Raw genomic sequence first — 13,069 nt, forward strand, 5'->3', positions numbered from 1 at the left:
ATTAATGGTAACTGGCGCGCCGACAGTATTCTCTTTTTGAAATAATGCAACCAATGGTGTTAGTTCTAATGGGGAGAAAATTTCTTGATATTTCGCTTCAATCTCAAGTTCTTGTAAAATTTGGATGTCAAAAAGTGTTGGTTGTTGTATGATAGACATAGGAATCTTCCTTTCTGTTTAAGAGTCTGTCAGGACATCATAATTATAACAGATGGGGAGGTTCTTATTTTTATTGTTTTTAGAACGCTAATGTATCAAGGCATCATAATTATGAAATTAGCTCAAATAAGCTTTTTATTTAGGTATTTTGAAACATTTTGATATTTTATGCTAGTATTTTTTTAGTTACGTCTATCTAATCAAATAATTTAAGCTACTTAACTTTAAGATAGTCGCTTTACATCAACGCATTTACAACTGATCTTCCAAAGTCTCGACCAGACTGATAGATTGTCGAAAAAACTTCTGGATAGATTAAGAATAATAAAGCCCCCGCAATAACAAAACCAACACTGAAACACAATTGTTTATTTTTCTTTAGCCATCCGCTCCACGAACTATTATCTTCTTGACCCAACGTCAACTCATCAAAAGATATCTCATAAATTTTCGTAATCATTTTTAATGATTCATAATCTGGCATCGTCTTCCCGTTTTCCCAACTCGAAAGTGTTTGACGAGAAATCAATAATTTAGCTGCAGCATCTTCCTGTGTTAACCCTAATTGCTGTCTTTTTTCTTTTAATTTTTTTCCAATTTCCATTCTATCTCAACCTCCAATTTAATCTCAGTTTATTATCTAATACTTATACTTTTTTATCCATGATTAATCGCAATTATTTTGTATATATCCTTTTACAAACCGTAAAACTAGCTTTACATTGTTGATTTATCACTATTTCCAACTAATTGACCCTCAATCACATTTTAGCCATGACAAATAAATTTCTCAACACTATTCATTTACATTATCTTATGACTCTCTCTAAATATCACTAAAACACCCATCAAAAACACTTCACTGTGTTTTTGATGGGTGTTATTTAATGTTATTTTATCTAAATATTTATATTCATATATAACGCAGTTCAATCAATAAAGAACACGCATTGATTATGCCTTAGCTTGACGGTTTTTCAGTGCTAGTTCAACCGTGCGTTCAGCTAATACTTCTTGCGGGTCGATGACTTTTCCATGTGGATAGGGTGTTGCATCTTCACATAAGGATAGCTCTGTACAACCAAGTAATAAGACATCACAATTAAAATCTGTAAACATTTCATCTAAAATCTCATAATACAAAGCTTGATCTAAATCATTTGATGCTTTGATTTTATCAAAAATCAATATACTGACTTTTTGTTGGATTTCTAACGATGGATGAACCACTGTATACCCAGCTTCTTCAACAAATGGGTCATAGATTTTATTGCGAATTGTACCTTCTGTACCAATGATTCCAACACGCGTGCTTGGTGCTGCTTGAATCGATTCAGCAGCTAGTGCAGGCATATGTAGAATTGGAATGTCGGTTGTCTTGACTAACTCTTGATAAAAATAATGCGCTGTATTACACGTCAACGTGAAAAAGTCTGGTTCTAATTGACTTTGTTGCGTCAGCACTTCTTGTAAACATGGCAATGGATTTGGTTTAGTCGGATCCATGATATAACTGCTACGATCGGGAATGGTTGAATAATTGACTAAGATATAGTCTAAATATTCTTGGTCACTTGTGGCAGGTGTTTTTTGATTAACCATTTTAACATATAATTCAGTTGCCATTGTCCCCATTCCACCAATAACTGTGAAAAATGATTTCATCTCTACACGATCCTCTTTCCGTATTTTTTAAACTCACGACGATAATATTGGAACATACGTTGCATCAATAGATAACGCTTGAAGTTCTTATCACCCTCATAATAGAACGTATAGCCATAACGTTTTTCATGAATCATTTGTTGGGCTATTTTTTTATATTTTGTATTTGGTACATAGCGATTAAAGACATCAATTGGGACATTTAACCATAGTTTGCCTTCATCATCAGGAATGTTGCTGATCACAAGCTCGCTATCTTTTAAATCATCATAAATATAATCGCGCACAACCCATTCTGCTAGATTCAAATCGTTAAGCGTCACAAAAAAACTACTTCTTCCTTGACGCAAGTTGATTTCAAAAAATTTAAAGGTTTGATCTTTGACATCAAATTTCAAGTCAAAATTCGCAAAGCCTGTATACTTGATATCCTCTAAAAAGAATTTGACTTTCTCACAAATTTCCTTATTGTAGTCAGGCATAATTGCAAGATAGTTGCCAATACCAAGTGGTGTCGGATCTTCCAATAAAGGATGACCCAAACACATCATTTTAACTTGATGATTTTTGTCGACATAGACGTTTAAAACGCGCATTGGACTTTCATCTCCCTCAACAAATTCTTGCAGAATCATGTTGTCAGGATACCCTACTTTATAAATGCCCTTCACAATCCGTTCATAGTCTGTTTCATTGTGGATGATATAGACTTTTTCCTTAATCGGATCTTCAAAATCATTCCATGACACACTATTCGCTGGTTTTAAAGCAACAGGATAGTCATACGGTTGTTGGTCTTCATTAGCCTCAACCATCTCTTTGGTAATGATTTTTGTTTTAGGATATGGCAAGCCATATTCCTCACACACATTATAAAAACTTTGTTTGTTAACCAACTTTTCTTCTAATTCTTTGTTGATATAAGGACATACAAATGTTTCTCGTAATTCATCTAAATGATTCGAAATCAATTCAGTATACCAATCACCCATACCCATCAGAACAACTGGCACATCAGAATGTTCATATTCTTTGGCTACTTTTCGCATTTTTTCGATAAATGTGGGGTCTGTATCGAAATTCGGTTCAATTTCCATATCTAAAATTTTCGAATACTTAGTTGGCGCCAATGATGCACTCGCAATCACTCGCACTGGTTTTTCAGTCATCTCATAGAATGAACGCGCCATTCCATAAAGATTTAAGTCTCCACCTAACAAAACAGGAATAAATTCCTTTTTCATCGTCATCCTCATCTATCTCCTTTATAGTTTAGTTTTCAACAAAGTACACTTGATACCACTTAATAAAGGTGTAGATTGTAAATATTTTTTGCATATTTGCAATACCTTGTTTTTGTTCTTCTAATAATTGATTTAAATAAGTGGTATTAAAGAATTTCTCAGCAATCTCAGAATTGAAAGCTTCTTTTAACATTGATTGGTATTTGTCTTCTTTTAACCATGATGCAAGTGGTGATGGGAAGCCTAATTTTTCACGATTCACAATACGTTCTGGTAATTTAGCTTCTGATGATTCACGCCATGCAATTTTAGTCACGCCATCTTTCACACGTGTATTCACGGGCATCTTCATTGCAACAGCGGCAACTTCTTTATCTACTAATGGTGTACGAACTTCTAATGAATTAGCCATACTCATACGGTCAGCTTTATGTAAAATGTCATAAGCTAACCAACCATGAATATCAAAATGTTGCATTTGCGTCACAGCATCTTGGTCCTTAACTTCACTGAAGATATTTTCAATATATTCTGAAGATGGACGGTTATATTTTGTGTTTTTCAATAAACTATCACGCTCTGTCTCATTGAAAACATAGTTAACACGATAGTAACGTTCACTTAATGATTGCGCTCCACGAATTAAGAAACGACGGCCGTGGAAATGAGGCATACGTTTTGCTGTTTGAGCAAATAATTTACGCATATTTTTTGTTGTGAATTTATGATAAGTATTAAATGTATTCGCTTCTAAATATGTATTGTAACCGCCAAAGAATTCATCAGCACCTTCACCAGAAAGAGCCACTTTCACGTGTTTTCTTGTTTCTTTAGACAAGAAGTATAGTTGAATTGCTGATGGATTAGATAATGGTTCATCCATGTAGTACATTGCAGTCGGAATAATATCAAAGAAATCTGTATCATCAATCATGATTGGTGTATTTTTTTGATCAATTTCTTCCGCAAAACGTTGTGCCCACTCTAATTCACTAACATTTTTATCTTTAAAACCTAACGAGAATGATTGAATGTCTCGATCTTGGGAAGCCTCATTTAAGATATAACTTGAATCGATTCCACTTGATAAGAAACTACCAACTTCAACGTCTGCAATCATATGTTTTTTAACTGATGCATCCGCAGTTTCAATAATTTGTTTTTTTGCATCTTCTAAAGTCATTTTTTCATCAACATCAAATTTAAAGTGATAATATTGATTAACTGATAATTTACCTGCTTTATATTTAAAGAAATGACCTGGATTTAATTTAAAGACATTTTTAAATAGCGTTTCATCACTTGGGATATATTCAAAACTTAAATGAACTGGTAATAATGATTCATTTAGTTCTTTAACAAATGATGGATGATCTAAAAAGCCTTTAATTTCAGAACCCCACATAAATGAAGTTTCATCTTTATAGTAATAAAGTGGTTTAATCCCAAAGTGATCACGTGCGCCAAAAACTTCTTGTGTTTTTTTGTCGTAAATGACAAAAGCATACATTCCACGAATGCGGTCTAGTAGTCCTTCACCCCATGCATCGTATCCATGAAGTAAAACTTCCGAGTCAACTGATGTTTTAAAGTTGTAACCCATCTCTTTTAATTCAGCACTTAGTTCAAGATAATTATATATTTCACCATTAAAAGTCAAAACTTTTGTATCATCTTGGTTGGTCATTGGCTGACTACCATGGTCTAAGTCAATAATGGATAAACGACGGAATCCCATCGAAATAAAATCATCTTGGTAAAAACCTTCATCATCTGGTCCGCGGTGTGCAATACGGTCCGCCATTTTTTTAATAGTATCTTCTGCCACCAATTCTTGATTAATGTATCCTACAAAACCACACATAGTTTAAATCCTCCGTTTAATTTACTAGTTTTATCTTATTCTTCATAAGCTTGCAATTAGTCGTATCTATTAAGTATACTTCAACTATTACACAAATTAAAGTTTCCAAAAATTATTATAGCAATTTTAAGAGTAGCTTAACACAAGTTTAAGGAGGATTTAAGAAAATATTACATCTCTTGACTTATACTTCCAACATACTCTGGTATGCTTAAATAATATATATATTAAACATCGACGTTATGTTATTCTTATTAAGGAAACAATTTGTGATAAAAGAGACAAAAAAACAAGGAGTGTTGTGTTATGAAGAAAAAAATAGTTTATTTTTTTGCCCTATTAAGCTTAGTTATTTTTGTTGGTGCTTGTGGTGCTAAAAAAACTGATCCTAAAGACGCTGCAACAGCTTTTTTAAATGCTGAATTTTACGGCAAAGATACTGAACAATATGAAAAAATATTTAATCAAAAGTTACCAGATACCACAACAAGTATCAAAGATGGATTAAATGTTTCATTGGGCCAATTTGGATTGAGTGATGAAATTCTTTCTGATACTGCGAAAAACCTACAAAAAGCAATTGCAGATGAAACAAGTTTTACAATCAAAGAAGTTACCGATAAGAAAAAATCACAAGAAGTGAATGTTGAGATTTATGGCTTAGACTTCTCTAAAATAATCGATACGATCCAAGAAAAAGGTGAAGCTGAATTAGTCAAACTTTTAAATAACGACGGCGTGAAAGTTGAAAAAATTGAAGACCTAGAAAAAATCACTGACCCTGACATCTTAGAAAAGGCCAATAAACTTATTTCAAATCCAGATACAAATAAAAAATTAATGGAAGCTATCATTCCAAATATGTTTAAAGATGCCAAAAAAGTTGAGAAACCGAAGACTGTTAAATTCACTTTAGAACCTGGTGAAAAAAAATCAGAATGGAAAATTTCTAATTATGACAAGACCGTAATGGACATCACACAAGCGATGCTTGTACAATAAGTTAAATTTTGACTCCTTTTACATATGATTGTATAATCATATGTAAAAGGAGTTGTTTTTATGTTTCATGATTATTTAATTGCGAAAAACTTCGCTTTACCTGAGGGCTTTCTTGGGAAAATATCAACCAAAACAATGAATATAATGAATCAGACACAATACAACTTTCTATATCAGGCATTTTTTCGTTTTAAACCACAAACTTGTTTAGATATCGGTTTTGGCAATGGATATGTTTTAAAACAACTTTATCCATTAAATCCTACGACTCAATTTTGGGGAATTGAATTATCACAAGATATGGTCTCCTATACGACTAAAAAATTTACATACCAATCATTAGGAGACAGAATTCAACTTGAACAAGGAAATATCAACAACTTACCCTACAAAAATAATTATTTCGACCTTGTTTATTCCATCAACACACTTTACTTTTGGGATGATTTAGAGCATAGCTATCAAGAAGTAAACCGTGTCCTAAAAACAAACGGACTATTCATTAATTTGTTTTATTCAAAGAAATGGCTCGACCGTCTTCCCACGACTAAAAAAGGATTTTCAAAATATACACCTACTGAAATTTATGCTCGTGTTCAAAGCATGAATTTTAGCTCCGTTAAGCTTGTACCACTTAAAAATGATTTAATTTATGCCCTAATCGTAAAAAAATAAAAAATCGCGTACAATAGTCGCGATTTTTTGTTTTTTTTATGAATCTAATGATACTTTATGATATTTAAAACCAATACTTTCAACAAATTTTAATACATCTTCTGTCTTCAAAAAAATTGTTTTTGTATTCACATTTGGGTGGAAACTCATACGATCTTCAGAAAGAATTTCTTGATCAAAATAAACATTAATATCATGGTCCTCATTATTTAATAAACCAAATACTGAAACCACACCGGGTGGTAACATCATTTTTTCCATTAAGCTATCGGAAGATGCCATTTTTATTCGATTAGCTTGAACCAGTTCTTTAAACTGATCCATATCTAAACGTTTTTGGTCATCCATAATTAATAAATAGTAAGCTGTCTTTTTCTTGTTTGTTAAAAACATTGTTTTTGTTCGAACACCCTCGATTCCCTCAATAAAACGATCTGCTTCTTCAGTTGTTAAAGCAGGTGCATGTTCAACTATTTCAAAAGGAATTGCTAGTTCACCTAATTTATCCGCAACTTTTTCGTATAGATCCATGATACTCCTCCTCATAAATTAAATACTTTTATTTTTTTAAAACATCTTGATATTCTGGTTTACGCTGAAATTCTCGAGCAGCAAAAGGGCATAAAGGCATCACTTTTTTATTAACCTCACGAGCATAATCAACACCTGCAGCAACAAGTGTTTCCGCAATATTTTTGCCACGATAGTCTGGATGGACATAAGTGTGGTCAATAATGATTATTCCCTCACCTGCATTACTCCAAGTCATCTCACCTACTCGTTTACCTTCTAAGTACGCATCAAATTGATTACCATTTAATTTTATTTCCATTTTAGCGATCCTTTCTAATAAATTTTAAGGCACCTGTTGGGCAAGTATTGATGACTTCACTAACATGTTCACTTGGACCATTATCAGGTAGAATCCACGGTCTACGGCCCACTTCAAAGACCTCTGCATTTCCTCGAACACAATTTCCAACATGCTCACACATATCTTTGTTATAAAAGATATCAATCGTTTGTCCAGCATACTTCCGATAACCTTCTGCTAATAATTCTTCTTCCGATACGGTTGCTTCATTTATATTTGTCATTTTTTTCTCCAATCTTTTCCTATATTTAAAACGAACTATTTGGTTGTAATAAAAATTCTTCTTCTTCTGCTGTTGATTCTCGTCCTAAAATCTCATTACGATGAGGATAACGTCCAAATTGCTCAATTATGTCTGCATGTCTTTTTTCAAAATCAAAATATGTTTCCATTCCTGGTCGATTAAAAAGATGTAAAGCTATTTGATGGATTTTTTTTGATTCAGAATGCATAAAAGGCATTAATAAAAATGCTGTTTGGTCAGTCGTTAAAGTATCCAGATCCGATGCTTTTAATGCTTCTTGGGCTAAAATTAAAGCCAAATTATCATACGCAAATGAGTCTTTCATACCACGAAACATATTTCGCGAAAACTGATCTAACACAATAATTTCTGCTAAACGTCCTTGAATGGTTTCACGCCAAGCATCCATTTCACCTGCAACTATTCGTTGATGGCAGTCATAAAATCGTCGCTTGATTTCCATATCTAATTGAATATCTTTTTTAAAATGCTGTTCTGGTGTTAATTCTTCAAACCAAAAGTTCAAAACATCTTGTGCTTTCATATATTTTCTCAATCCTTTCGCTGATTTTCTTTATAAGACGGAAAACATTGTTTTTCCGCCTTATTAAAAACATCACAAATATATGTTATTCTCTTTTATTGTATCATTTTATTTTTAATCCACAATAAAAAACGCCTTAAAAGTATAAAATAAAAAAACGTTTATCATATTTTTTATTTTAGTTTCGAACTACTTTATTGTTTTATATCAACCTTAAAATAGATAACTCAATTTATTAAATGACAAAAGTAAGTTGTAATCATCTTAGTCACGCAGTGCTTTTCATCTATATCCAATAAACTTTTCACTTAATTAAATTTCTATTACTAAACTATCAAAAAAGTTTGTCTCAGACGCCAAATATTTGACTGAGACAAACTTTTATATTTCTTAATTATCTAAAATTTTAATTTCAAGCGGTGTCACTTGTGGTGGTAACGACTTAGTCATTGCTGCATTTTCAGGAAGAATAAATTCTATTTTCTTACCTTTTTCTAAATCCTTCATTTCTAGATTTGATTTTTTAAGAACGTCTTCTGTAATTATTAAAGTCACGCCATCACTCTTAAAAACATCTGCATCCTTATCACCTGAGACCTCATCAACTTGAATTGAATCTTTTTCAACAGTAGAAATTGAACCTTTGTAACTTAATGTCACTTCATTTTCTTTTGATTCTGATGTTACTGTGGATACACTTGATGTTGCTTCACTGCTAGAAGTTGTTGTTTCCGGTTTTTCATTCTTTTGGCATCCTGCTAAAAGAAGAAGTAATGCCACACTACTCATCATTAATACTTTTTTTATCATCCTCAGCACCTCTTTCATCTTAATTATAGTTCTAAATTTCATTTACAATTTTATTATAACATAACAATCATGCTTGTTATGTTATGTTTAAAAAAACTTAAGATAATAATCATAAAAACATCAATAATTTATTTTACAAAAAAATAAAAAGCTATAAAATCAAATAGTGCTTAATTGATTTCATAGCCTTTTTTATTAGAAACACTTTATATCTAATGCAAGAGTCATAATTCTTGTTAAATATATCGTTTTTATTCTTGAACCCAACGACTTTGTCCATTCTGACAACCGCGACCTTGAGACCCCATGTGATGACGCCCTTGTCCTTCATTGTTCATATGATGTTGTCCTTGACCTATACCGTTACACCCATCTGGATAATTTCCATTCGTATGATCATGTCCATAAGGGCATGTCCATTCTTCATTTTGATTAACAGTTTTATTTTCTTCAAGTTGTTCTACTTCACTATTCAACGTATTTCGACGTATTTCTGCTGAATTTCTATTCTCAGCACGCATCATTTGATGTCGTGCTCCCTTAGTAAAGTTAAAGTTTTCTGCCGCTTCCTCTTGATTAATAAACTGCTTTGATGAAATTTCCCAACTGCTACGTTCATTTGCTTGATCTGCATTCGCAGAAAGTTTCGGTTGAATAATAACTATGATGCTTAAAATTACGACAATCCCACTTAAAAAGCCACCTAACCACATTTTTCGCTTCATTATTATTTCCTCCTAATATATTTGTTATAATCATTGTATAAGACAGATATGTTCAAAGTGTGACAAAAAACAAGAAACGGAGAATAAAAATGAAACTTCTAATTATTGAAGATAATATACAGCTTCAAACAATTCTTGCTAATTACTTACGTCATCAAAATTATAACGTTCTTACTGCACATACTGGTGAACTTGGATTACAAATTTTTCAAGAAGAACCGATTGATTTAATTTTACTCGATATTATGTTACCTGGAATTAATGGTTTTGAAGTTTGTAAAAAAATACGTCAAACATCGATGGTCCCCATCATTATGATTACTGCACGCAGTGAGGATCACGATAAAATTTTAGGGTTAGACGTTGGTGCAGATGATTATATTGTTAAACCATTTTCAAACAAAGAAATGGATGCTCGAATTCGTGCTATTATGCGACGATTGGAAGTAAATGATAATCAACTACAAAACAACATCCTAATAGGACTACAAATCAACGATGAAGCGAGACAGGTACTTCTTGAAAACAAGGAAATTCATCTAACAAAGAAAGAATTTGATTTACTATCTCACTTTTCACAACATCCCAATCAAGTTTTTACACGAGACCACTTACTAGACAGCGTTTGGGGATATGATTATCTAGGTGATTTTAGAACTGTTGATAGTCATATAAAAAGATTAAGGGAAAAACTTAAGCTTATGCAAGAAGTAAATTGGGATATTAAAACAATTTGGGGTAAAGGCTACATGTTCGAGGTCCGCAAATGAAAACTAAAAAAAAGATGACACATCGAATCACACTTAACTTCTCAGCCATTCTTTTCTTATTTGCTATCGTGGTTCTTGCAACTTTTTTTATTTTGTTGAATCAACAATCAGCTAAAATTTATCAAAATCAAATGATAGAACATGGACAAATCATTGCTGATAATCTCACAAATGATTTCGAAGAAAATGATTATAGTAATGAAAATGACAATTCCTCACATCGACAAATTATGGCAAGCGGAATGCAAATGCATGGTGGCATGAGAAGTTACTATTCAACTATTCAATTGATACAGCAAATGACTGGGGGTAAGATTTGGTTAGTAACCGCTGACGGTTCTCCGTTATTTGAGCCACCTAGCTCTAACCATATGGGGCACGGAAAAGGTAGGATGCAACAACAATCAGAATATACGCAACCTCTAACAGATACAAGTAGTGATCTACTTAATAAAGTCACACAAGAAAATACCGTCGTAACTCAAAATAATAAAATGCTAGCACAAGTTGGCTTACCGATTTATAAAAACAAACAATTGATTGGTGCCGTCCTAATGGAAGCAGCAACTAAAGATCGTTTACAGCAACAATTTTCTGACTTTTCTATACTGTTTATCAGTTTACTTATTGCATTGATTTTAACTGTGTTTATGGCGTTTAAAACTGCTAAAAAAATTGTAAAGCCAATTCAGCAGATGGAGGATTTTACGACTGAACTAATTGACGAAAATTATCATTCTCAACTTCAGATTAATACTGAGGATGAGTTAAACCAATTAGCTAATCAGTTAAATTCTTTAAGTAGTCAACTAGAAATAGCTAAATTCGAAAGAGAAAACAAGGAAATTAGTCAAAAACGATTCCTCTCACAAATTTCTCATGAACTTCGAACTCCTGTTATGATTATCCGAAATTCAATCGAAACGTTAAACGATCAGTTTGATAATACAACAATTGAACAAAAAGAATACCTTCAATTACTTATGAACGAAGCTGAACAGTTAGAATTATTGTTAAATGATCTTTTAGAATTAAATCGCCTTCAATCAACAGAATTTTCTCTTGAAGAAAAACCTATTGATCTCTATGAAGTAATTGAAAATGCATTACGCGCTTATCGCAATATTGCTAATCAAAAGCAACAGACTCTTCACTTTTCCAATCAACTAATAGAACAAACATTAATCATTGGTGATTATCAACGATTAGCACAACTCATTCGTCTACTTTTAGACAACTCTATTAAATACAGTCCGAAAAGCCAAGAAGTGTCCATCATTTTATACAAGAATAATGATTATTTATCCATCGATATTCAGAACAAAACGATACAATCAATCGACGAAAAAAATATACAACACTTTTTCGATACGTTCGAACGTGGACAACATTCAAGTATTCCAGGTCATGGTCTAGGTCTTTCTATTGCTAAACAAATCACCACAAGACATGACGGATTCATACGTTTAGACAAAACGAAGCCGCAATTATTCGTCGTGTCCCTTGATTTTCCAATTTACTACAGTCACTAATACTTATCTTTTTTATCGTCTACTATAAGTCAAATTGAAAACTATACATTTTAATGGTATATTTGTTGTGACTGTTGATTTATTTATTGTTGATAGTATCATGTTGTATGCCTTTTCAAAATATTTTATTTACTTAAATATTTTATTGATTCATTTTTTTATTAAATAAAAAAATTATATTGAAATTTTGTGTTTGTTCTTCTTTCGTTTTTTATTATAATGAGTCTAGAACTGTAGAAGGAGCGTCTTTATGTCTATAAAAAAAATCAACAAGCTTTTTCGCATTGTTATTATATGTATCGGAATTATTAGCATTACTTTTCTTTTTTTTGTTGCACCACTTGCTAGTCACTCAATTCATTTAAATACACATCAATTGATAATTCAAATCTTCTTTTGGGTTTCAGCAATTCCAGTGTTTGGTATTTTATTCAGTCTTTGGAAAATTAGTACTGAATTAAAAAAAGAACACTATTTTTCTGAAATCATTCAAAAAAAATTGACATACATTACTCGCGCAGGCATTGCAGAGTGTGTCATTTATAGTATTGCGATATTATTTGGATTGTTTTTTATTAAAAACAACCCATCTTACTTCGTTTTTACAGGTTTATTTTTCTTGATTGGCATCATTATTGCAATATTTGCTACGTTACTCTTACATATTATTAAACATGCTGATGAACTTAAAAATGAGCATGATTTAACAATTTAAGGAGGTAATTATATGGCGATTGTTGTTAATATCGATGTCATGTTAGCAAAACGAAAAATGAGTGTTACAGAACTAGCAAATCATGTTGGCATTACCATGGCAAATATTTCCATCCTTAAGAATGGAAAAGCCAAAGCAGTAAAATTTTCGACTTTAGAAAAAATTTGTGAAGCTTTAGATTGTCAACCAGGGGATATTTTAGAATATGTTTCCGATGACAAGTGATCGTTTATTTAAAAATTACCA

The 13,069-nt window shown here is 32.1% G+C and carries 16 protein-coding genes; 6 read left to right on the forward strand and 10 right to left on the reverse strand.

Annotated features, from left to right (window positions below; all coding sequences use genetic code 11):
• Window positions 1–397: 397 nt before the first annotated feature.
• The 4 genes from ESZ54_RS02795 to asnB form a co-directional block, all read right to left on the reverse strand.
• Complete coding sequence (locus ESZ54_RS02795; RefSeq protein ID WP_136136161.1) at window positions 398–763, reverse strand: helix-turn-helix domain-containing protein; 366 nt, start codon at window positions 761–763, stop codon at window positions 398–400.
• Window positions 764–1,113: 350 nt separating this feature from the next.
• On the reverse strand, window positions 1,114–1,824 hold the full coding sequence (locus tag ESZ54_RS02800; protein ID WP_136136162.1) for an aspartate/glutamate racemase family protein: 711 nt from the start codon (window positions 1,822–1,824) through the stop codon (window positions 1,114–1,116).
• Window positions 1,825–1,826: 2 nt separating this feature from the next.
• The gene (locus ESZ54_RS02805) at window positions 1,827–3,074 is read right to left on the reverse strand and encodes a carboxylate--amine ligase (protein ID WP_420824349.1); all 1,248 of its coding nucleotides are present in this window, start codon (window positions 3,072–3,074) and stop codon (window positions 1,827–1,829) included.
• 22 nt (window positions 3,075–3,096) lie between these two features.
• A complete protein-coding gene (gene asnB / locus ESZ54_RS02810; RefSeq protein ID WP_136136163.1) occupies window positions 3,097–4,932 on the reverse strand; it encodes an asparagine synthase (glutamine-hydrolyzing) in 1,836 nt (611 codons plus the stop codon).
• Between the two features lie 306 nt (window positions 4,933–5,238).
• Between asnB and ESZ54_RS02815 the strand changes: the two genes are divergently transcribed.
• The gene (locus ESZ54_RS02815; protein WP_136136164.1) at window positions 5,239–5,934 is read left to right on the forward strand and encodes a DUF5105 domain-containing protein; all 696 of its coding nucleotides are present in this window, start codon (window positions 5,239–5,241) and stop codon (window positions 5,932–5,934) included.
• Between the two features lie 60 nt (window positions 5,935–5,994).
• Entirely contained in the window at window positions 5,995–6,609 is a 615-nt protein-coding gene (locus ESZ54_RS02820) for a class I SAM-dependent methyltransferase (protein WP_136136165.1), read from the forward strand.
• Between the two features lie 36 nt (window positions 6,610–6,645).
• Here ESZ54_RS02820 and ESZ54_RS02825 read toward each other — a convergent pair whose 3' ends face one another.
• The 6 genes from ESZ54_RS02825 to ESZ54_RS02850 form a co-directional block, all read right to left on the reverse strand.
• The gene (locus ESZ54_RS02825) at window positions 6,646–7,140 is read right to left on the reverse strand and encodes a prolyl-tRNA synthetase associated domain-containing protein (protein ID WP_136136166.1); all 495 of its coding nucleotides are present in this window, start codon (window positions 7,138–7,140) and stop codon (window positions 6,646–6,648) included.
• Window positions 7,141–7,168: 28 nt separating this feature from the next.
• Window positions 7,169–7,441 (reverse strand): GNAT family N-acetyltransferase, encoded by a 273-nt coding sequence (locus tag ESZ54_RS02830; protein WP_136136167.1) that lies wholly within the window; start codon window positions 7,439–7,441, stop codon window positions 7,169–7,171.
• Between the two features lies 1 nt (window position 7,442).
• Complete coding sequence (locus ESZ54_RS02835) at window positions 7,443–7,706, reverse strand: (4Fe-4S)-binding protein (RefSeq protein WP_136136168.1); 264 nt, start codon at window positions 7,704–7,706, stop codon at window positions 7,443–7,445.
• Between the two features lie 25 nt (window positions 7,707–7,731).
• Window positions 7,732–8,271, reverse strand: coding sequence for a DUF924 family protein (locus ESZ54_RS02840; protein WP_136136169.1), 540 nt, complete (start codon window positions 8,269–8,271; stop codon window positions 7,732–7,734).
• Between the two features lie 390 nt (window positions 8,272–8,661).
• Window positions 8,662–9,081: a hypothetical protein gene (locus tag ESZ54_RS02845; protein WP_136136170.1), complete on the reverse strand. Its 420-nt coding sequence runs from the start codon at window positions 9,079–9,081 to the stop codon at window positions 8,662–8,664.
• Between the two features lie 251 nt (window positions 9,082–9,332).
• Entirely contained in the window at window positions 9,333–9,806 is a 474-nt protein-coding gene (locus tag ESZ54_RS02850; protein ID WP_136136171.1) for a hypothetical protein, read from the reverse strand.
• 89 nt (window positions 9,807–9,895) lie between these two features.
• Here ESZ54_RS02850 and ESZ54_RS02855 point away from each other — a divergent pair, with 89 nt between their 5' ends.
• The 4 genes from ESZ54_RS02855 to ESZ54_RS02870 all read left to right on the forward strand — a co-directional run bounded on the left by ESZ54_RS02855 (window position 9,896) and on the right by ESZ54_RS02870 (window position 13,048).
• A complete protein-coding gene (locus ESZ54_RS02855; RefSeq protein WP_136136172.1) occupies window positions 9,896–10,576 on the forward strand; it encodes a response regulator transcription factor in 681 nt (226 codons plus the stop codon).
• Complete coding sequence (locus ESZ54_RS02860) at window positions 10,573–12,108, forward strand: sensor histidine kinase (protein WP_136136173.1); 1,536 nt, start codon at window positions 10,573–10,575, stop codon at window positions 12,106–12,108. The genes ESZ54_RS02855 and ESZ54_RS02860 overlap by 4 nt, the downstream gene beginning before the upstream one ends.
• Window positions 12,109–12,358: 250 nt before the next feature.
• The gene (locus ESZ54_RS02865; RefSeq protein ID WP_136136174.1) at window positions 12,359–12,823 is read left to right on the forward strand and encodes a DUF2975 domain-containing protein; all 465 of its coding nucleotides are present in this window, start codon (window positions 12,359–12,361) and stop codon (window positions 12,821–12,823) included.
• Between the two features lie 12 nt (window positions 12,824–12,835).
• On the forward strand, window positions 12,836–13,048 hold the full coding sequence (locus ESZ54_RS02870; protein ID WP_136136175.1) for a helix-turn-helix domain-containing protein: 213 nt from the start codon (window positions 12,836–12,838) through the stop codon (window positions 13,046–13,048).
• The last annotated feature ends 21 nt before the right edge of the window (window positions 13,049–13,069 follow it).

This window comes from Vagococcus silagei (genome assembly GCF_004795745.1).
In the GTDB taxonomy this organism is placed as follows: Bacteria; Bacillota; Bacilli; order Lactobacillales; family Vagococcaceae; genus Vagococcus; species Vagococcus silagei.